This window comes from Vibrio sp. H11 (assembly GCF_004804295.1).
GTDB lineage: Bacteria > Pseudomonadota > Gammaproteobacteria > Enterobacterales > Vibrionaceae > Vibrio > Vibrio ostreae.
On sequence record NZ_SSHN01000005.1, the window covers coordinates 98851 to 118780 of the forward strand.

Annotated in this window: 18 protein-coding genes; 6 read left to right on the forward strand and 12 right to left on the reverse strand. The window is 49.4% G+C overall.

What is annotated here, in order from left to right; translation table 11 throughout:
- A complete protein-coding gene (locus E6C74_RS09510; protein ID WP_136484480.1) occupies nt 1–768 on the reverse strand; it encodes an ATP-binding cassette domain-containing protein in 768 nt (255 codons plus the stop codon).
- Nucleotides 769–901: 133 nt separating this feature from the next.
- Between E6C74_RS09510 and E6C74_RS09515 the strand changes: the two genes are divergently transcribed.
- The 3 genes from E6C74_RS09515 to E6C74_RS09525 all read left to right on the forward strand — a co-directional run bounded on the left by E6C74_RS09515 (nt 902) and on the right by E6C74_RS09525 (nt 4241).
- On the forward strand, nt 902–1477 hold the full coding sequence (locus E6C74_RS09515; RefSeq protein WP_136484481.1) for an MSMEG_1061 family FMN-dependent PPOX-type flavoprotein: 576 nt from the start codon (nt 902–904) through the stop codon (nt 1475–1477).
- A 129-nt stretch (nt 1478–1606) separates the two neighbouring features.
- Entirely contained in the window at nt 1607–3772 is a 2166-nt protein-coding gene (locus E6C74_RS09520; protein ID WP_136484482.1) for a TonB-dependent siderophore receptor, read from the forward strand.
- 70 nt (nt 3773–3842) lie between these two features.
- Nucleotides 3843–4241, forward strand: a complete 399-nt coding sequence (locus tag E6C74_RS09525) for a VOC family protein (protein WP_136484483.1) — start codon at nt 3843–3845, stop codon at nt 4239–4241.
- 198 nt (nt 4242–4439) lie between these two features.
- On the opposite strand, the gene E6C74_RS09530 is transcribed toward E6C74_RS09525, so the two are convergent.
- Nucleotides 4440–5471 (reverse strand): methyl-accepting chemotaxis protein, encoded by a 1032-nt coding sequence (locus E6C74_RS09530; protein ID WP_168797001.1) that lies wholly within the window; start codon nt 5469–5471, stop codon nt 4440–4442.
- The gene (locus tag E6C74_RS09540; RefSeq protein ID WP_136484485.1) at nt 5377–6396 is read right to left on the reverse strand and encodes a methyl-accepting chemotaxis protein; all 1020 of its coding nucleotides are present in this window, start codon (nt 6394–6396) and stop codon (nt 5377–5379) included. Before E6C74_RS09540 ends, E6C74_RS09530 begins: the two co-directional genes overlap by 95 nt.
- 683 nt (nt 6397–7079) lie before the next feature.
- Here E6C74_RS09540 and E6C74_RS09545 point away from each other — a divergent pair.
- Nucleotides 7080–7766 (forward strand): EAL domain-containing protein, encoded by a 687-nt coding sequence (locus E6C74_RS09545; protein ID WP_206208404.1) that lies wholly within the window; start codon nt 7080–7082, stop codon nt 7764–7766.
- 265 nt (nt 7767–8031) lie between these two features.
- Here the strand turns inward: E6C74_RS09545 and E6C74_RS09550 are convergent, their stop codons facing one another.
- From E6C74_RS09550 to E6C74_RS09575, 6 genes are all read right to left on the reverse strand, one after another.
- Nucleotides 8032–9024 (reverse strand): alpha-L-glutamate ligase-like protein, encoded by a 993-nt coding sequence (locus tag E6C74_RS09550; protein ID WP_136484980.1) that lies wholly within the window; start codon nt 9022–9024, stop codon nt 8032–8034.
- The gene (locus E6C74_RS09555; RefSeq protein ID WP_136484487.1) at nt 9020–10528 is read right to left on the reverse strand and encodes an inactive transglutaminase family protein; all 1509 of its coding nucleotides are present in this window, start codon (nt 10526–10528) and stop codon (nt 9020–9022) included. The genes E6C74_RS09550 and E6C74_RS09555 overlap by 5 nt, the downstream gene beginning before the upstream one ends.
- Before the next feature lie 15 nt (nt 10529–10543).
- Nucleotides 10544–11284 carry an ATP-dependent zinc protease gene (locus E6C74_RS09560; protein ID WP_136484488.1) on the reverse strand — a complete coding sequence of 247 codons (741 nt, stop codon included), beginning with the start codon at nt 11282–11284 and terminating at the stop codon, nt 10544–10546.
- A 178-nt stretch (nt 11285–11462) separates the two neighbouring features.
- Nucleotides 11463–12437, reverse strand: coding sequence for a tRNA 5-methoxyuridine(34)/uridine 5-oxyacetic acid(34) synthase CmoB (gene cmoB, locus E6C74_RS09565; protein WP_136484489.1), 975 nt, complete (start codon nt 12435–12437; stop codon nt 11463–11465).
- Nucleotides 12438–12647: 210 nt separating this feature from the next.
- On the reverse strand, nt 12648–13376 hold the full coding sequence (cmoA, locus tag E6C74_RS09570; RefSeq protein WP_136484490.1) for a carboxy-S-adenosyl-L-methionine synthase CmoA: 729 nt from the start codon (nt 13374–13376) through the stop codon (nt 12648–12650).
- A 195-nt stretch (nt 13377–13571) separates the two neighbouring features.
- Nucleotides 13572–14438 carry a DUF72 domain-containing protein gene (locus E6C74_RS09575; RefSeq protein ID WP_168797003.1) on the reverse strand — a complete coding sequence of 289 codons (867 nt, stop codon included), beginning with the start codon at nt 14436–14438 and terminating at the stop codon, nt 13572–13574.
- A 415-nt stretch (nt 14439–14853) separates the two neighbouring features.
- Between E6C74_RS09575 and aspS the strand changes: the two genes are divergently transcribed.
- Entirely contained in the window at nt 14854–16629 is a 1776-nt protein-coding gene (gene aspS, locus E6C74_RS09580) for an aspartate--tRNA ligase (protein WP_136484491.1), read from the forward strand.
- Nucleotides 16630–16809: 180 nt separating this feature from the next.
- Complete coding sequence (locus E6C74_RS09585; RefSeq protein ID WP_136484492.1) at nt 16810–17388, forward strand: thymidine kinase; 579 nt, start codon at nt 16810–16812, stop codon at nt 17386–17388.
- A 100-nt stretch (nt 17389–17488) separates the two neighbouring features.
- Here E6C74_RS09585 and E6C74_RS09590 read toward each other — a convergent pair whose 3' ends face one another.
- The 3 genes from E6C74_RS09590 to E6C74_RS09600 are packed head-to-tail and all read right to left on the reverse strand — an operon-like array spanning nt 17489 to nt 19831.
- Nucleotides 17489–18121 carry a YdcF family protein gene (locus E6C74_RS09590; RefSeq protein ID WP_168797015.1) on the reverse strand — a complete coding sequence of 211 codons (633 nt, stop codon included), beginning with the start codon at nt 18119–18121 and terminating at the stop codon, nt 17489–17491.
- Nucleotides 18114–18944, reverse strand: coding sequence for an NAD(P)H-binding protein (locus E6C74_RS09595; protein ID WP_136484494.1), 831 nt, complete (start codon nt 18942–18944; stop codon nt 18114–18116). The genes E6C74_RS09590 and E6C74_RS09595 overlap by 8 nt, the downstream gene beginning before the upstream one ends.
- Complete coding sequence (locus E6C74_RS09600) at nt 18941–19831, reverse strand: LysR family transcriptional regulator (RefSeq protein ID WP_136484495.1); 891 nt, start codon at nt 19829–19831, stop codon at nt 18941–18943. The genes E6C74_RS09595 and E6C74_RS09600 overlap by 4 nt, the downstream gene beginning before the upstream one ends.
- Nucleotides 19832–19930: the final 99 nt, after the last annotated feature.

Consider the following 19930-nt stretch of genomic DNA (forward strand, 5'->3'; position numbering starts at 1 on the left):
CTATGGAATATAGCTGATCAACTGGCCGTTAGCCGGATTACGAAATAGTGCGAGATCCATACCGTAGATGGATTTGAGAACGTCTGCCTGCATGATCTGCTCGGGGTTTCCCTGTGCGATCACCTGGCCTGACTTGAGCGCTATGATATGATCGCTAAAGCGCGCGGCCATATTGATATCGTGCAATACGATCACCACGGTCAGATTAAGGCGCTGGTTGAGCTCGCGAATCATCTCCAGCAGTTCGTACTGATGATGGACATCCAGAGCGGAAGTCGGCTCATCCAGCAATAGGCATTCGCTTTGCTGCGCAAGTAACATCGCAACCCAGGCACGCTGGCGTTCGCCACCGGACAGGGTCGCAACAAAGCGGTCCGCATAAGCCGTCAGGCCGGTATGCTCAATCGCTTGTTCAATCGCCTGATGATCTTCACTGTTGAGCTGGCCAAAAGCGCCTTTCCACGGATAACGGCCAAAACTGACCAGCTCACGCACAGTGACCCCGTCGGTGACGGGCGGATGTTGCGGCAGGTAGGAGACTTTGCGCGCAAATGATTTATGTTCGAAGCCTTGCAGTGGCTTACCCGCAATATCAATGCTGCCACGATTGGCATGATACTGGCGGCTCAGCAGTTTCATTAAAGTGGATTTACCACACCCGTTATGTCCCAGCAGTGCTGTCACCTTGCCTGGCGGAAAGGTGAGATTGGTGGGGTGTAAAATTACAGTATTATCTATCTGATAGCTGACGTCTTTTAATGTGAACATGATTTCTTAGCAGCCATAACCTTTGGCTCAGTGTCATCCGGTGATAAATATGGTAATGTAAATTATTAACAATTAAAAGTAAGTCGCATTTTCAAATGCATCATTCTTTGACGTGTAGGGATAAATAATAACAATGACTCAGATTACGACACTGGAACAACTCCGCGAACTCTATCCAATGCCGGCCCCACTGGTAGTGGAAAAAGATGTTCACCATATTGATCAGCACAGCCGCACTTTTCTCCAGCACAGTACGCTGATGTTTCTGGCGACTGAAGGTAAAGAGGGGTTTCTGGATCTATCGCCGCGTGGCGGTACTCCGGGTTTTATCAAAGTGCTGGATGATCACACCATTGCTTTTCCGGACAGTCCGGGCAACAACCGCCTGGATACTCTGAGCAACTTGCTTGCCAATCCCAAAGTCGGACTGTTGTGCATGGTGCCGGGTGTGGAAGAGATTGTCCGTATCAAAGGAACCGCGTCACTGCACATTGATGAGGAGCTGCGTCAGCAATGTCTGGACGGAAAAAGTAAACCTAAGCTGGTGGTTAAAGTGGCGGTAGAAGCGCTGTTTTTCCACTGCCCGAAAGCGTTGATGTTATCCAAAATCTGGAACAGTGATTCGTACCAGGATCGCAGTTTCCTGCCTTCACTACTGGCGATCATTAAGGATCAGCAGGTGGAGAAAACACAGCACGGCGACTGTTGATGTGAGACTTATGTCACATTAATGAGGCAAAAATTGAACTTGTCAATTAATCTTAGTTCATGGTGTTGAAATAAATGCAAATGATACCTACTATCATTTGCATTTTGATAAAGACAACAGCGTAACACTATGAATAAAACAATGATTGCGACAGTGGTCGCCATGCAATTTGCTTTGGCTGCAATCTATTCTCCTTCTCTCTTTGCCCAGCAAGAGGGCTCATCTCAAACAGCTCAAACGACTCGATCATCCGAGCAGGAAATGGACACCCTTGTGGTGACCGGTCGATATACAGCGACCGAACAAGTATCCAGTGCAACCGGTATGAACTTATCCGATATGGAAACGCCGCAGTCGGTCAGCGTGATCACCGAGCAGCGGATCAAAGACCAAGGCTTGTCGAATGTTAAAGATGTGGTCAATACTGCGGTTGGACTCTCAGTCGATCCAGCAGACACCGAACGAAACACCTTTATATCCCGCGGCTTTGTGGTTGGCAGTTATCAGGTAGACAGTGTTCCGCAATCGCTGGGTGATCTTGGCGGTGCCTTAGGGGAAACTCTGATTGACCTGTCTATCTATGACCGGGTTGAAATAGTACGTGGTGCAACTGGCCTGATGACAGGTTCGGGGAATCCGGCCGCTGCGATCAACTTCGTACGTAAGCACGCGGACAGTCAGGAGTTTCGTGGCTATGTCAATGTCAAAGCGGGCAGTTGGGATCGACGTGAGATCACGACGGATTTATCCGGCTCGCTCAACGACAGCGGCTCTGTACGGGGTCGGATTGTGGCGAAGTACGACAAACACGGTTCGTTTATGGATCGTTACAGTAAAGAGACTTCGGTACTGTATGGTGTGGTGGATGCTGACATGACTGACAACACGCTGCTGAGAGTCGGGGCCGGCCTGCAAAATAATAACGCTGACGGTGCAACCTGGGGTTCACTGCCGTCCCATTACACTGACGGCGAGAAGATTAACTGGTCACGCTCCATGTCGACAGCGACCAACTGGAGTTATTACGACACCGATGCAAAATACTACTTCATTAATCTCGAGCACTATTTTGCTAACGGCTGGCGTCTCAAGACCGATTACAGCCACAATGAATACACTAATGATGACAAACTGTTCTATATCGGTGGTCAGATAGACAAGGCAGATGGTGGTGCTTCACTGGGACAGTGGCTTATCAATGGAGATTCAAAAGCCACCATCGATAGTATTGGTACACAGCTGAATGGTGACTTTGGTTTATTTGGCCGTCAGCACGACTTTGTTGCCGGTGCGCTGTTCAGTCATCAGACCCGCAAAATCTATTACGGCTATCCGGCTGAAAGTGGCCAGAATTTCAACCAGAGCTTACTGGATTATCAGGGCAACGTATCGGTATCAGGCTGGCCTCAACGTTCACTCGATTCCGACTACACCACTGAAGAGCTGGGTTTTTATGCCGCAGCCCGTTTCGATGTAACAGACGATTTGAAATGGATTGTGGGCAGCCGGGTCTCCAACTGGAATCGTGATGGCCTGTATTCGACAGCTTCGGCAACCAGTAAGGTCGACTATGGTGATAACGGGGTGATCACGCCATACACCGGATTACTCTACGATTTGACCGCCCAGAATCGTGCCTACGTGAGCTATGCTGAGATCTTCCAGCCGCAATTCAATAAAGATGCCAGCGGCGACTTCATCGATCCGCTGACCGGTAAAAACTACGAAATCGGACTAAAGAGCAGTTTTGCTGATGATCAGATTCATACTGCCATCTCGGTATTCCGCATTGAGCAGGATAATTTAGCTGAATCAACCGGCACGCTGAACAGCAAAGGTGAAACGATTTACCGTGAAGTTGACGGGGTGACCAGTAACGGCTTTGAGCTGGAGGCGAACGGTCAGGTGACGGACGGATGGAATCTGAGTGCGGGCTACTCGCAATATACCGCTAAGGACAAAGATGACCAGCCAGTTAGCACAACTCGCCCGCGTAAGCAGTTCAAACTGTTTACTACCTATAACTTTACCTCAGCACTGCCTGAGCTGACTTTAGGTGGTGGTGTCAAATGGCAAAGCCGTATTTTCGCTGATGACAGCAGCGGTTATCGCACCGAGCAGGGTGACTATGCTTTGGTTGATCTGATGGGGCGCTACGACATTACCCGCCAGACTCAGGTACAGGTCAACATCAATAATGTGTTTGATAAAAAATATTACGCCGGGATCTGTACGACCTGTTACAGCTATGGTGATCCTGCTAATGTCACCGTCAGTCTGCAACATAACTTCTGATGGTGTGACAAGCGTTTACCGCTGACGGACTAGTAAAGTTGCACGACAAACATAATCAATCAGGAAAGCTATGATTTCTAAAAATACCAAGCTCAGGGTCGCACGTCCGACCGACAATCTGGAAACCATTGCCGATATGTATATCCGGGGACTTGGTTTTGAGCTGTTGGGCCGTTTTAGCGACCACAATGGTTTTGACGGTAGCATTATCGGCCACCCGCAGCATAACTATCATCTGGAGTTCACCCATCATCGGGGGACTCTGGTGGGCAAAGCGCCGACGCAGGATAATTTACTGGTGTTTTATCTGCCCGAGCAATCAGAGTGGCAGCAATGCTGTGCACAGATGCTGGAGGCCGGTTTTATCCGGGTCACTGCATATAATCCTTACTGGGATGTGGTTGGTAAAACATTCGAAGATGTTGATGGCTATCGGGTGGTATTGCAGAACCGGGAGTGGTCAGCCTAGCTTAACGAGAATCTACAACACTTAACGCCGCAACGCGTCTGCATAAACATCATACGCTGGCAGAACATGGCACACGTATTAATGGCTGGTGCATTGCGCGGTATCGAGCTGGAACAAGAAGCGCTGTGATATATTGCGGGCTGACTGTGATAGATGCGGCCTACGGCGATGTTTGCCGATAAGGCCGCTACAGGCTAGTTAGGCGCTAAGTTTAAACAGAGCAACCAGATCATTCAGTTGGTCGGCCAGGCGGGCAATTTCACTGCTTGAACTGCGGGTCTGGCTTGATGCCAATGCGTTTTCCTGGGCAATGCGTTTTACGTTGACTACGTTTTCATTGATGGTTTCGGCCACGGTGCTTTGTTGCTCTGAGGCGCTGGCAATCTGAATGTTCATATCATTAATGACACCGACCGCATCTGTAATCGACTGCAGCACAACCCCGGTTTTACCCGCTTGTTCAACACAATCGTCCGCCAGGGATTTGACCTGATTCATCACTTGCACCGAGCTTTTAGTACCGGACTGCAACTGCTCAATGATCGACTGGATTTCTGACGTTGAACCCTGCGTTCTCGCAGCAAGCGAGCGCACTTCATCGGCGACAACAGCAAAGCCGCGCCCTTGTTCGCCGGCGCGAGCCGCTTCGATCGCAGCGTTGAGGGCTAGTAGGTTGGTTTGATCGGCGATCGCGCGAATCACATCCAGAATCGAGCTAATATTCACCACATCTTGCTGGACCATGTGCAGTTTCTCTGAGGAGAGATTTACACTCTCAGACAAGGTGCCGATGGAGTTGACCGTTTCTGCCACGACTTTGGCGCCACTTTCTGCCTGTTTATCGGCATCATTGGCGGCATCCGCTGCCCTGGCGGCATTCGACGCCACATCATGCACGGTTGTCGCCATTTCATTCATCGCCGTCGCGACCATATCGGTCTCGGTTTCTTGTCGTACAATGCCTTGTGTGGTTTGGTCTGTCACCACAGCCAGTTCTTCTGAGGCAGAGGCGAGTTCGGCACTGGCACTGTGGATGGTTGATATCATGTCGGTCAGATGATCGGCGGTATTTTGAATAGCGTTCAGCAGTGTGCCTGTCTCGTCTGTACGATGTGTTGCGACTTGTATAGTGAGGTCACCCTGGGCAAGCTGATTGGCGGCCCCGACCGCGGCCTGAATTGGTTTGGTTATGTTGATAGTGAGCAGGTAAGCGGCCACGACTCCCAGCACGATCGCCGCAACGGACAGTATCAGAGTTAACTTGAATACTGCTGTCGGTGTTGCGCTCTACTTCTGTGCCAAGAGCGTTTTGATCACCGATAATCGACAGTTTCACCTGCTCAACCTGACGGGCGACATTAGGCCCCTCGATATCCAGAGCCTGAGTTATCATCTCGTTACGCTGATTGATCATACGGTTAATATCGCGCATCTCAGCCACATAAGCGCTGTGAGCCTGCTTGAATTCACTTAGCATAGCGAGGTGTTGTGTAGTGAAGAGATTCTTTTCAAGGTTGGGCAATACCTGCTTCATCGCCTCGTCCATATTGGCAAGAGCCTGCTCAAAATCCTGCTTTGAATTGGTTTGTAAGAACTTAGCGACGTAGAGGCGGCCGGTGAGCATGACTTTTTGTACCTGACTGGCGTCATATGCGGCTTCGGTGTTGCCATCGTCGTACACGGACTGGATAAGGTTGTCGATTTGGCGGCGCATTTTTTCCCCGCTGGGCACCAGGCGCTGATCATGGGCAGTATTGCGTTGCTCTATCAGGCGGGTGACGTTCTCAAATGCGTTCTGGTATGTGATGACCGATGAGGCGATGGACTGGATCAACTGTACACGAGAAGGTTCCTGAATATCGTCTTTAGCTTGCTGTAAAAGATGGTTCATTTTGGACAGATAGTTTTTATAGTCCTGCAGACTCCGTTCATCCTGAGCAATCAGGTAGTTTTTTACATTCATGCGAACCATCAGCATATTGGCCTGCAGCTCTCCTGCCAGGTTACTGTCATCGGCGAGATCACCGTAACTCATCAAGCCCTGATTGGTTTTAGTTAATGCCAGAATGCTGATTGCCAGAACGACAGAAAGCAGTGTTAACAAGGCACCAAAGCTCAGCGCCATCTTCTTGCCTAGTTTTAGGTTATTAAACATGCCAACTTCCTTGTATCTAAATAAAAGCCTGTATGCAGAATAGTCTAGTTTTTATTAGTTAAATATAGGCAATAATTTATATCGTACATTGTTTTTATTCTAGTGATAATAGAAGTATCAATATATTTTTCATGATGGTAGTTATTAATATAAATAATATAACCAAGCTTGAGGTGGGTGTTTTTTTCTAGGAGAAGTGCTGTTTTTTATATTGGTAACAGTCACATGGTTATTCTTCAAGAAAGTGCAATAAAAACATATTATTTAAATGTTAATTTAATTATTGTAAGTTGCAGTGTTTTATCGGATTCCAGTTGTTAATGATTCAATATAACCGGAAAAAATTGGAATAGAGATAATTAATCTATCGCTTTATCCAGCTCGTTTCGTGGGAAATACTGCATCAATCATTCATCCAGTAGAAAATCAATAAAAAATTGAAATGATATTTTTTATTGATTTGTGATCCGAGTCGATGATTCATTGCTGTTGCAAAGCACATTTCAGGATAAATTATTTTTCATGCTGCATGATTCGGCGATGGTTGCGTTCTTGTATAAATATGAATACTCTGACCGACTGATATACCAGTAGGCTATTTTATGAAAGACAGTCTCAATCACAAAAACGTGGCGTTGTGCCGACAATGTTCCGGGTCCAGTAAGCTCGAATTTGATTTCACGATGGCATTCCAGCCCATTATCGACTGCACATCACAAACAGTGTTTGGCTACGAAGCTTTGGTCAGAGGGCTTGATAATCAATCCGCGTATTCGATTATTTCTCAGGTCAATGATGACAACCGCTACCTGTTTGACCAGTTGTGTCGTGTCAAGGCGATTACCTTAGCGGCCAGGCTGAAAATAAATTGCATGCTCAGTATCAATTTCCTGCCTAATGCGATTTATAATCCTCAGCGCTGCATTCGAACCACGCTAGAGGCCGCCAATACTCACCAGTTTCCAATCCAAAATATCCTGTTTGAGTTCACCGAAAGTGAGAAGGTCGAGGATAGTCACCATATCCGTGCCATTGTAGAGTCCTATCAGGCGATGGGATTCAAAACTGCGATTGATGATTTTGGAGCCGGCTATTCTGGGCTCAATCTTCTGGCGGACTTTCAGACTGATATCGTCAAGTTGGATATGGCGTTGATTCGTAATATTGATGCTGATAAAGGGCGTCAGACCATAGTTACACACACGTTGAATATGTTACGTGATCTTGGGGTCAGAGCATTAGCGGAAGGGATTGAAAGTGAGGCAGAGTACCGCTGGTTAAAAGCGGCCGGGGTGGAGCTGATGCAGGGCTATTACTTTGCTAAACCTGGTTTTGAATCATTACCTGAAGTCGACTTTTCTGCGCTTTAGACTTTCTCCACGTTTTCAATGCAATGTCAGCCATTCGATACAGGGTCAGTGGCTAACTACTGGCTTATCGATTCACGACTGATTTGCTATTAACGGCGGCCTCAGCGGTTAACGGCTTGCTCATCGCTTAAACATCATGTTTGTGATGAAAGAGTGAGCCAGAAGTTCGCTAAAAATAAAGAGATAAAAAACGGAAGTCACCGTGACTTCCGTTTTCAGATTAGGATGTGTTTAAATATTTCCGTTGTTAGGTCAGAACACGCCGTTAGAAGCTGACGGCTTCACCCTTAACGCCAAATTTCTTCATTGAATAGGCGACACGCTCGGCCGGGGTCGGTGGGATCAGCACGCTGCCCAGATTCTCAATGTGGTGCAGGCGTGGTAACAGGCCGGCACCATTGGCAATCTGGATCGCAAGCCCTGGACGGGCATTCAGTTCCAGTACCATAGGGCCTTCTTCTTTATCCAGCACCATATCCGTCCCCACGTAGCCAAGGCCGGTCATTTCCCAGGCGCTGGCCGCAAGCGTCAGCAGTCTTTCCCAGTGCGGCACTTCGAGAGTAAACAGATCTTTACCTGTATCGGGATGATGAGTCACCGGACGATTAAACTGCACCGCTCGCACCGCTTTGCCGGTCGCGATATCAATCCCGACTCCGACAGCGCCCTGGTGCAGGTTCGCTTTACCATCTGACGCTGAGGTAGAAAGACGCATCATCGCCATCACTGGGTAGCCTTTGAAGACGATGATACGCACGTCCGGCACCCCTTCGTAGCTGAAACCGTCAAAACAGTCATCGAACTTAATCAGGTTCTCAACCACAGCCACGTCATTCTTACCACCCAGAGAAAACAGGCCAGCCAGCGCGTTACTGATATGACGTTCGACATCTTCTTTACTGATGGTTGCGCCAGACGGTTTAGTGTACACCCCATCTTTGTGAGAGGTGACTACCAAAATCCCTTTCCCCCCGCTGCCTTGTGCTGGTTTGATGACAAAGCCTGGCCATTTTTTAACCATGTCATGAATGTGTTTCACATCGGCCTGGTTAGCAATGACACCAATCAGCTTCGGCACGGTACAGCCAGCCTGCTGCGCGATCAGTTTAGTCTTGAGTTTATCATCCACCAATGGGTATTTTGAACGGTCGTTGTAACGACCGATGTAACTGTGGTTACGCTTGTTCATACCCATGATCCCCTTGCGACTTAGCTTGAAAGGGGAGGTGTAGTCAGAGAGAGAAAACCGCATATTAATCTCCGTCAGCCAGTGGTTTGAAGCGACGCAGTTCTGTGATGCGGTAACCGGTATAGGTACCAAATAGCAGAATCGCAGCCAGTACAATCAACTGCAGACCGATGAAGTTAAAGGTCAGGTGCTGCACGTAGGAGTTCGTCATGGCCAGATAGATCAAGACCGCAGTAAATAGCGATCCGCCACCTTGCAGAATGACTTCCTTCGCACCTTCTTCCTCCCAAAGAATCGACATACGCTCGATGGTCCACGACAAAATGATCATCGGGAAGAACGTAATGCTCAGACCTTCGGTCAGGCCGACTTTAAACGCCACGACGGTAAAGACCGAGATAATCAGAATCACCGAGATGATTACCGCGGATATTCGCGCCACGAGCAACAGGTTGAGCTTCGACAGATAACTTCGGATGATGAGACCTGTGCCGACGATCAGCAGGAAGCCGATAATACCTGTGGTGAGCTGAGTCTGTACAAACGCCACCGCGATCAACACGGGCATAAAGGTGCCCGATGTTTTCAGACCGATAATGACCCGCAGGAACACCACAATCAGCGCGCCGATAGGGATCAGCATGATGGTTTTAAACATCGCCTGTTCTTCCAGCGGTAGGCTGTGAATCGACAGGTTGAGCAGTCCGTCAGACTGAACCTTGTTACTGGTGGCCTGTTGCGGGGTCACATCCTGGGCAATCATGCTGAAATGCACCTGGCTATTCTGACCGCCCATTACATCCAGCAGTGAAATGTTGGATTCATCCCACACCAGCAGATTCGGATGGCTTGGCTGGGTTCCGGTTTCCGGATTAAACAACACCCACTTTTTGCCATTCCAGACTTCATTCATGTGCTGGATGGTCTGGCGGCGACGGCCGTCTTCCAGCTCGATCACGCCCACCACTTTATTCGGTACCTGAGCGTATGACAGCAGTTTTTCTGCCGCATCGACCTTGCTCATGTTATTCAGCAGCAAGGAGGCATTCTGACTTTCTGCGTCATTGAGGGTTTTGATCAGCTCGCGTGCAAAGGTGATGTGATCGGCGGAGCGTTGTGTTGCGCGTTCGATCAGAGCAATAGCGGATGCCTCTTCCGGACCGTTAAAGGTCGGTTTAGCCGGTTTGCCGGTCGGGGGAACAGGTTTGGCTTGTGACTGAGGATCAACCAGGAATTGAGTTTTGTAGTAAATAGTTTGCGGGCCACTGGCGTGGCGAATGGACCATTCGGCGCGGCGACCGCTTTCGGTCGTGATGTAGGAGACGCCATAGCCTGGTGAAGAAGCATTTTCGCCCACTAGGGTAAAACCGTCCTGGGTGTGCGGCGCGGCCAGAGAAACTTTGGCTTCTTTGCCTTGGGCGACAAATTCGATTCTGGCTTCAATATCCCAGACCTGACGAGTCTCACCCGGCGTCCAAGGGACACCATAGCTCTGATGGCGAATCACACTTAAGGTAATGCCGATTGCGACCAACAGAATAATCGATAGATAAAACGGAATTCTTGACGTCATAAGTGACCTTATTTCTTATTTTGATCCTGTCTGAATGTGTTTGCGACTGACATCCACTACGGCGATATCGCGAATAAATTCGCGGCCAAGAAGAATCGGATGGCTCATCTGTGAACGGTCAGCCAGAGTAAATTGAGTTTTTTCATGAATAGCGCCGAGTTTGACCCAAAGTTCAACCACTGCGCGACGCTCGGTATCCTCACTTGTTGACTGGCGAATACGCACATAACGTAAGATTGGTGCTTCGATCCAGTTGGTGTCATCTTTCGCACCTTGCTCATCACTTAAATGAAAGCGTACCCAATTTTTACCATTGCGTTCGAATTCTTCAATATCCACCGCGTTGAGCGATGAAGTCGCAGCGCCGGTATCAATGCGGGCATTAAATGATTTGTTAACGACATCCAGTGTCACGGTTTCAATTTCACCCAACACAACTTCATGACGCGGCTTGGTCTGAACGACAGTCGGTTGCGGTGAAGGCGCAGGGGCAAGGGCTGCTTGCTTTTTATGTTCTTCAATAGTGGTTTGCAACTCGTTAACTTGAGTCGTTAATGTGGAGACGTGATTTTCAAGACTATCGATATAATCCATCTGGTTACTGATATGCAGTTCCAGGTTAGTCATCTTATTGGATAACGTGGATTCGGACTGTTGAATCGCGTCCAGCGTAGCATGATGATACTCATCGCCTTTCAATAGTGTACAACCAGAAAGCATTGTCAGTGCGACGACGGGTGCAATTCGCTTAAACATTTGCGACCTTATTCTTCAATTATCAGTTGATGTAGTTATAGCAAAGGATGAGCAAAGCATCCTTGGCTAGATTATTCCTATCTGAGGAATAGCGAGTTAAAACTGTGTCAAATATCCCTGTTTCTTCAACAGATTCAGGGAATATTAATAGCATTAAGTGACAGCAGTGTCGCCTGATTCAGACGGGTTTTTTGGCGACCAGAATAGCGCGACGTGGTGCCGGATATCCTTCCACGGTTTTTGACGGGTCATTCGGATCGATATAATCCGGCAGGGAATTGTGCGTCATCCATTCCGTGGTGCGTTGTTCGCCCAGTGAAGTAACATTCTCATCGACTATCCGTACGTCTTCAAAGCCTACTTTCTCCAGCCATACCTTAAGTGCTAGAGCGGAAGGGAAGAAATAGACGTTACGCATTTGCGCATAGCGGTCAAACGGCACCAGCACCGCGTTTTCATCACCTTCAATGACCAGGGTCTCCAGGATCAGTTCGCCACCGGCAATCAGCTGATTTTTCAGTTGCAGCAGGTGATCAAGGGGTGAACGGCGGTGATAAAGAACCCCCATACTAAATACCGTATCAAAGGCTTCCAGCTCCGGCAGTTGTTCAATACCCAGCGGCAGCAAATGAGTACGCGGGTCACCCCCCATCAACTTGCGCACGGCCTCAAACTGAACCAGAAACAGTTCGGACGGATCGATACCAATGACCTGATGGGCACCTTCCCCGAGCATACGCCACATGTGATAGCCGTTGCCACAGCCCACATCAAGCACGCTGCGACCTTTTAAAGGTGTGATGTGCGGCAGCAGGCGATCCCATTTCCAGTCTGAGCGCCATTCGGTGTCGATATGAATACCGTGCAGGTGGTAGGGGCCTTTACGCCACGGGTGAAACATTTTTAATAAGCTTTCTAGCTTTTTCTGTTCACCCAGAGCCACGGGCTGCTGGTTAGTTACACTTACCGACTCTTTCAGGTCAATGTTGTCTGGTTTGAAGTCCGGGAGCTTCTTTAAAGCACGTAACCAGCGGTCCATATCACCGTGGCTTTTGTCTTGCCAGTCAGCGAGTTGCTGAGGCAGGATTTTGAGCCAGGGTTGCAGACGCGTATCCTGAGCAAGTAGCGAGTAAACATTACCAAAGTCAAACATGGCAGGGGATTCCTAATTCCGACATCTTTGCCCTGACCAAATAATTAATGCAATCACTGATTCCGTCAGGGCAGGGAAACGCGTTGCCTAAAGCTGATTTGTGCGCCAATCGGTTCAGCGCGAGTTGATCCGTTTTCGCAACGGATCTGTGTTCGAACAGAGACGCTTTTAAACTGAGCGGCTTTCGAGCTTCGCTGCTTGAAAACGTACTTACTTAATCGCAAACATCGAGCCGAAGTTAAAACACTGGAACCAGACTTCGTAACTGGAGAAACCGATTTTTGCAAAGCGCTCTCGGTGGATTTCTACTGAGTCGGGGCGCATGACATTTTCAATTGCGCTGCGCTTCTGGCTGATTTCCAGTTCGCTGTATCCGTTGGCGCGTTTAAAATCATGGTGTAAATCAATTAATAATTCGTTCGCCACCTGATTTTCAAACACATATTTTTCCGACAGTATTAAAATACCGCCAGGACGCAAACCGGCGTATATTTTTTCCAGCAGCGTGAAACGATCGTGCGGAGAAAGAAACTGCAGGGTGAAATTAAGCACCACAACCGACGCATTTTCGATCGTCATATTGCGGATATCGGCTTCAATAATTTCAACCGGCGTATCTGACCGATAAGCATTCACGTGCAATTTGCAGCGCTCAACCATCGCTGCGGAGTTATCGACACCGATGATTTTGCAGCCTTCTTGTTTAATACCACGACGCATGGACAGGGTAGCCGCGCCCAGTGAGCAGCCCAGGTCATACAGGTTGCTGTGGGGTTTAGCAAAACGCTCAGCCAGCATACCAATCGCAGAAATAATATTGGCATAGCCGGGAACCGAGCGCTGAATCATGTCCGGAAAGACTTCAACCACACGTTCATCAAAGGTAAAGTCGCCAATCTTATCGATTGGTGATGAGAATATAGTGTCTTTGTTGCTCATGGTGACCTCAAGGCGGCTAGCGTCAGCCTGACCAACAGCATCAGGCTCAATAAAAGGCGCATATTTTATGAAAAATTTAGTCTTATGTCATTAGTACCCGGACTGCGATAACGTATTCCGTCTCATTTGTTTAGAAAGTGCTGAAAATATCAGCGCGTCAGGGCAGAGAAACCACTAAAACGAGTATGTAAACAGCTAAAACATGCTGATTTGGCTGTCGCCCTGGCTGGCCGGAAAGGTGGCGAGATCCGGTAAAGGCAGCTGTTGCTGCAGTTGCTGATAAAGTGACAGCGCGAGTTCCGGCGCCAGATTGTTATCCGGGGTATGTATCATCACATAAGGCTGTTTACCCTGGGCGACCCACAGCGGGAGTTTTTTTAGCCAGGGCTGGAAAAAAGCGAGATTGGCGTCAAGATCCGGATGGCCGATAAAACGCATCATCGGATGGGTGGCCGTAGCGATGGCATGCACCGGCACTTTAGGCTTTTTCATCTGCGCATCAATGATCACTTCATTGACCGGTTCAGCCGCAAACACTGGGCGACTGTCCATAATGATGCGGTCTATGCCTTGTTCCAGCAGCCATTGATTGAGGCGGCGCTCTTCTTCTCCCTTAGCGAAAAAAACGGGATGACGCACTTCAACTCCGAGCGGAAATTGTTTGGGGAAATAGCTGCAGAACTTTTTTAACTGCTCCAACTGAGCCGGACCGAAGGCCGCCGGTAACTGAATGGTCCACATGCCGACACGTTCATGCAGCGGCTCCATCAGCGTCATGAAGTTTTTTAACTCGTCCTGGCAGCCCAGTAACATTTGCTGGTGGGTAATCTGTTTAGGCAACTTAAAGGTGAAGCGAAAATCGTCATGGGTGGCCGCTTTCCAGTTACTGACGGTCACCGGGGAAGGGGACGCATAGAAGGTGGTGTTACCTTCTACGGTATGAAATACCCGGCTGTACTTTTCCAGTCTTTCCGATGCCTGGGTGCCCCGGCCGTAAAAGCTGCTTTGCCAGGCAGGGTGGGACCACATTGTCAGGCCCAGTCGTAGGGGAAGTTCCGTCATGATTGATTCTCGTCTGCGGTGACTTGTTTCTGGTTTGTATCGCTATTTTATCGGTGGCCGTGACTTGTGGGTAAACGCCACGGGCGCGTTCAGAGAGTGATTCAGTGTCGGGCAGGATACGACAGATTGACGCTTTGCCCAAGTACGAAGCAATCTGAGGGGCGCTAATCTCGCAATTCGCCGCCGCTTAGGGTTATAATCAGCGCCAATTTTTCGTGTTGCGCCGCAGCTATATGTGGATTTGACGCATTATTGTACTAAAAAAGCGCGACACTGGATAAATCACAACAAATTGTATTCTGTAAGGTCGATTTTAGCTGCCTTTCAGCGTATAAATGAAACTTTGCGCCGCGCCGGAGGCTGTTTCTGGCGCGGCTTAGAATTTGATGACTAATTAGAGATTGGGAATTTCACTATGCGTAGCCATTATTGTGGTCACCTGAACAAGTCCCTTGCAGGACAAACTGTAGAACTGTGCGGCTGGGTAAACCGTCGCCGCGATTTAGGCGGACTGATCTTTATTGATATGCGAGATCGTGAAGGCGTCGTTCAGGTGGTGGTTGATCCCGATATGGCAGACGTTTTTGAAGTGGCAAACCAGCTTCGTAATGAATTCTGTATCAAACTGACCGGTGAAGTGCGTGCACGTCCTGAGAGCCAGGCGAATAAAGACATGGCGACAGGTGAAGTGGAAGTGCTGGCGACGGGTCTGGCGATCATTAACCGTTCCGATGTTCTGCCACTGGACTTCAATCAGAAGAACTCAGAAGAGCAACGTCTGAAATATCGCTATCTGGATCTGCGTCGCCCTGAAATGAGTGATCGCATTAAACTGCGTGCTAAAGCGTCAAGCTTTGTACGTCGTTTCCTCGACAGCAACGGTTTCCTGGATATCGAAACCCCGGTTCTGACCAAAGCAACCCCGGAAGGCGCTCGCGACTACCTGGTACCGAGCCGTGTGCACAAAGGCAGCTTCTACGCGCTGCCACAATCACCACAGCTGTTCAAACAGCTGCTGATGATGTCAGGCTTTGACCGTTACTATCAAATCGTAAAATGTTTCCGTGACGAAGATCTGCGCGCTGACCGTCAGCCAGAATTCACCCAGATCGATATCGAAACGTCATTCATGACGGCAGATGAAGTTCGTGCAGTGACTGAAAAAATGGTTCGTGACATGTGGCTTGAGCTGCTGGACGTTGACCTGGGCGAGTTCCCGGTGATGCCATACAGCGAAGCGATGCGCCGTTTCGGTAGCGACAAACCAGATCTGCGTAACCCGATGGAAATGGTGGATGTCGCTGACCTGCTGAAAGATGTTGAGTTCAAAGTGTTCTCTGGCCCGGCTAACGATGCGAAAGGCCGCGTTGCTGCACTGCGTGTACCTGGTGGTGCTGCACTGAGCCGCAAGCAGATCGACGAATACACTTCATTCGTTGGCATCTACGGCGCAAAAGGCCTGGCATGGCTGAAAGTGAACGATCTGGCTGCAGGTATGGAAGGTATCCAGTCTCCGGTGGCTAAATTCCTCAACGAAGAAATCATCAGCTCTATCATCGAGCGCACTGGCGCGCAAACCGGTGACATCATCCTGTTTGGTGCTGATAAAGCGAACGTGGTTTCTGAAGCGATCGGCGCACTGCGTCTGAAAATCGGTAAAGATCTGGGGCTGACTAACGAGTCAGCTTGGGCTCCGCTGTGGGTTGTAGACTTCCCGATGTTCGAAGCGGACGATGAAGGTCATGTCTCTGCGATGCACCACCCATTCACTTCTCCGCTCAACATGACAGCGGAAGAGCTGAAAGCGAATCCGGAAAATGCACTGTCTAACGCGTACGATATGGTACTGAACGGCTACGAAGTCGGCGGTGGTTCGGTACGTATTCACGATGCGAAGATGCAGGCAGCAGTATTTGACCTGCTGGGTATCGATGCAGCTGAGCAACAACTGAAATTCGGCTTCCTGCTGGACGCGTTGAAATTCGGTACGCCACCACATGCGGGTCTGGCATTTGGTCTGGACCGTCTGGTGATGCTACTGTGTGGCACGGAGAACATCCGTGACGTAATTGCATTCCCGAAAACTACGGCAGCGGCGTGTCTGCTGACTGACGCACCAAGTGCAGCGAACCCGGCGGCTCTCGAAGAGCTGGCGATCGCAGTGACGGCAGCGAAAGAAAAAGCGGAATAAGCAATAAATAAATCAGGGTGGCTAAGCCGCCCTTTTTTTTTGTCTGGTGCCTTGGTATGTTTGCCAGGGCACGTTTGTGTAGTGCTTTGCGTGCCCCGAGCTCCGCATTGAGGGGCGGGTAGATGCAGAGCACCTGTTTCTGGCTTTACACAGCCAATTTTTGCACAGGAATCAGCTCTCTTGGCTCAGATGTATTTTTATTACTCGGCAATGAACGCGGGTAAATCAACCACACTGCTTCAATCTTCGTTTAACTATCAGGAACGCGGCATGACTCCGGTGATTTTCACCGCGGCTATCGATGATCGTTTTGGGGTCGGTAAAGTCAGTTCACGCATTGGTCTAGAAGCCGATGCACACCTGTTTACCGCAGAAACCAATCTGTTTGATGCCATCAAGCAGCTGCACCAGAATGAAAAGCGTCACTGTGTCCTGGTTGATGAGTGTCAGTTCCTGACTAAAGAGCAGGTATATCATCTGACCGAAGTGGTGGATAAACTGGATATCCCGGTATTGTGCTACGGCCTGCGTACCGACTTCCTGGGAGAGTTGTTTGAGGGCAGCAAATACCTGCTGTCCTGGGCGGATAAACTGATTGAGCTGAAAACCATCTGTCATTGCGGCCGTAAGGCCAACATGGTGATTCGTACTGATGAACATGGCAACGCCATCTCAGAGGGGGATCAGGTTGCGATTGGCGGCAATGATAAATATGTATCAGTGTGTCGTCAGCACTATAAAGAAGCGTTGGGTCGCTGATTAAAAGTGCGTTGAGAAAAGAAAAGGATGGGCTAGCCCATCCTTTTCTATTGGTTACCTAGCGCTTCTTATCGGTTACCTAACGGCAAACACGTGCCTATTATGCGGCCAAAGGTTTGAGGGCAAGATAAGCCTGCTCCACATCGGCCGGGATCACCTGTTCAATCTGAAAACCTTTCTGAGGGTAGTGCTGAATACGCTCAAAGTCACCGATGACGGCTTGCATAACGAAGTCCAGGGTCAATTCTTCGGTCAGGTAGTCGAAAATACCACAGCCGGTTGAGGTCACTTGTAGCGATTCGATTTCACCCGGCCACTGTTTGATGAAAGTCGCATAGGCACGACGCTCCATATACGGTTTTTGTACCAGCAGAATACGCTTGGCTTCAATCCCTTTCGCTTGCAACATGTCATAAGTAAAGCGCACATTTTCGCCGCTGTTGCTCGAGCGTGGTTCTAGTAACAGGGCTTCTGCGGGCACGCCGCAATCTTTGGCGACGGTGGCAAAAGTAACCGCTTCACTGTGCTCAAAAATACCATCGGTAAAACGCCCGTGACCACCAGAAAAAACAATCAGCGGGGCGAGTCCTTTGTGATACAGCGACGCCGCATATTCCGCGACACGAGTATCATTGCTGCCAGGGACAAAAATCACATCGGCCGGCGTCAAATCATGACCCAGCTGCATGTATTGCCACAGTGTTTCCAGATGTTGATAAAGGTGTTTATCCATCGGCATTTAAAGCCTCCAATGTATTCAAATAATGGAACTGATAACCGGCGCAAACCAGTTTATCAGCCACAATGAGTTTGTCGGCGACATCCACCACCGCTGGCAGCGGGTCGGTTGATGCAACCGCATCCAGTGCCGCCTGATAGAATTCCGCTTTGCTGACCGTGTTCGGCGTGGTGGCATTGACCACGTCACTCTGCAGGTGCTCGACGGCAAATGTTACTGCGCCGATGGCATCATCAAGATGCAGCATGTTGGCCGGTGCCAGCGTACTGACTTGTTTCAGCCTGGCCGCAAAGCGCGACGGGTGGCGGTCAGGGCCAATCAGGCCGCTGCAGCGTACAACGGCGTAATCCAGTCCTGAGTCTAAAACGCTCTGTTCCGCTTGCAACATCACTTTTGCATTGGCTGAGAAATCGGCATCAGATTGAGCCAGCGCCAATGAGGCTTGTTGCTCGGTCATGGCTTCAGCGCGGCTCGGATAGACGGTCGTCGAGCTGATCATGATGATTTTTTTACACTGCGCGCGTTGTGCTGCTGAAACTAAATCCTGCCATTGCTGGGCATATTCGTCGCCCTGACCACGGCGGAACCCGGGCGGAAAACTACCGACTACCGTATCGCAGCCTAATGACGCTAATGTGTCAGCCAGATGAAGGGGATTGTTCAGGTCGCAGACAAACCCCGGAATCTCCTGTGCTGCCAGTTGCTCGATACCGGCCTGGCTGGTGCGGCTTGCGCTGACCTGGTAGCCAAGTGTCTGTAAATGTTTTGCCAGTGGTAAACCTAACCAGCCGGCTCCGATAATAGCAATGTGCTTCATGAGGCAGATCCTGTAAACAGTTGTCGCAAAAGTTGGCGAGTGCGTTGATGAAGTGTGTCGGACGAGGTGTGGTGATGTTGAATCACATCCACATTGGTGTACCAGGCCAGTTGCTCAAAAGCAACCGGGACACGAACCAGTTCACCGTTATCCACATGGGGCCTGGCAAGGTGAGCAGGTAAAAAGCACCAGCCACAGCCGTGCAGCGCCATATCCAACAACAAATAATAATGATCAGCGTACCATACATCCGGGCTGTGCGGTTGATGAAAGCTGCTGGATGAGTGGTTTCTGGAACGTATTACCAGTTGGCGGTGCAGACGTAGGGTATCGACATGTGGTGCCACCGATTGTGCCAGGGTATGTTGCGCCGCGACGTAGACGTCAAACTTAATTGAGCCGATCGATTCGAAGTCCAGACTGTGCGGCAGGATCTGTTCACCGAATATCAGGCCGCAGCTTGCGCGCCCGGTTTCGACCATCTCGATGATATCTGTACTTGATGCGCTCAAGCATTCTAGCTCAAGGCGGGGAAATTCGTGTTCCAGGCGGGTGATAAGCGGGGCAAGACCCGACAGCAGAATACCCTCATCCATCGCTAGAGTCAGAAGCTGGTTTTGTGGTGCATGCAGACTCTCTGCCAGAGACTGAAAACGTTGATGTTGCTGTAAAGCCGCTTTGGCGTAGGGCAAGAGTTTATGTCCGGCAGCTGTTAATACCGGGTAGCGGCCACTGCGTTCAAATAAGCGCATATCGCAGTCGATTTCCAGGTTAATAACATGCTGGCTGATGGCTGACTGTACTTTACCCAGTTTACGCGCTGCGGCTGAAAACGAACCTTGTTCGGCGGTCGCTATAAATGCAGCCAGTTGTTCAATGCTGTACATGTATCGTTATTAGTGATGGCATCTAATTATTTAATATCTAACTATTAGATGATAATCGCCGTGTGTTCAACGTTAAAATGAAGATCTGCTATGCAAAAA

What these genes read in the sequence shown, in the direction of transcription:
- E6C74_RS09540 (WP_136484485.1), bottom strand. Translation starts at nt 6,396, where the DNA reads ATGTTTAATAACCTAAAACTAGGCAAGAAGATGGCGCTGAGCTTTGGT.
- E6C74_RS09520 (WP_136484482.1), top strand. Translation starts at nt 1,607, where the DNA reads ATGAATAAAACAATGATTGCGACAGTGGTCGCCATGCAATTTGCTTTG.
- E6C74_RS09595 (WP_136484494.1), bottom strand. Translation starts at nt 18,944, where the DNA reads ATGAAGCACATTGCTATTATCGGAGCCGGCTGGTTAGGTTTACCACTG.
- E6C74_RS09510 (WP_136484480.1), bottom strand. Translation starts at nt 768, where the DNA reads ATGTTCACATTAAAAGACGTCAGCTATCAGATAGATAATACTGTAATT.
- E6C74_RS09515 (WP_136484481.1), top strand. Translation starts at nt 902, where the DNA reads ATGACTCAGATTACGACACTGGAACAACTCCGCGAACTCTATCCAATG.
- E6C74_RS09545 (WP_206208404.1), top strand. Translation starts at nt 7,080, where the DNA reads ATGGCATTCCAGCCCATTATCGACTGCACATCACAAACAGTGTTTGGC.
- cmoB (WP_136484489.1), bottom strand. Translation starts at nt 12,437, where the DNA reads ATGTTTGACTTTGGTAATGTTTACTCGCTACTTGCTCAGGATACGCGT.
- cmoA (WP_136484490.1), bottom strand. Translation starts at nt 13,376, where the DNA reads ATGAGCAACAAAGACACTATATTCTCATCACCAATCGATAAGATTGGC.
- E6C74_RS09525 (WP_136484483.1), top strand. Translation starts at nt 3,843, where the DNA reads ATGATTTCTAAAAATACCAAGCTCAGGGTCGCACGTCCGACCGACAAT.
- E6C74_RS09575 (WP_168797003.1), bottom strand. Translation starts at nt 14,438, where the DNA reads ATGACGGAACTTCCCCTACGACTGGGCCTGACAATGTGGTCCCACCCT.
- E6C74_RS09560 (WP_136484488.1), bottom strand. Translation starts at nt 11,284, where the DNA reads ATGTTTAAGCGAATTGCACCCGTCGTCGCACTGACAATGCTTTCTGGT.
- E6C74_RS09600 (WP_136484495.1), bottom strand. Translation starts at nt 19,831, where the DNA reads ATGTACAGCATTGAACAACTGGCTGCATTTATAGCGACCGCCGAACAA.
- E6C74_RS09590 (WP_168797015.1), bottom strand. Translation starts at nt 18,121, where the DNA reads ATGGATAAACACCTTTATCAACATCTGGAAACACTGTGGCAATACATG.
- E6C74_RS09555 (WP_136484487.1), bottom strand. Translation starts at nt 10,528, where the DNA reads ATGACGTCAAGAATTCCGTTTTATCTATCGATTATTCTGTTGGTCGCA.
- aspS (WP_136484491.1), top strand. Translation starts at nt 14,854, where the DNA reads ATGCGTAGCCATTATTGTGGTCACCTGAACAAGTCCCTTGCAGGACAA.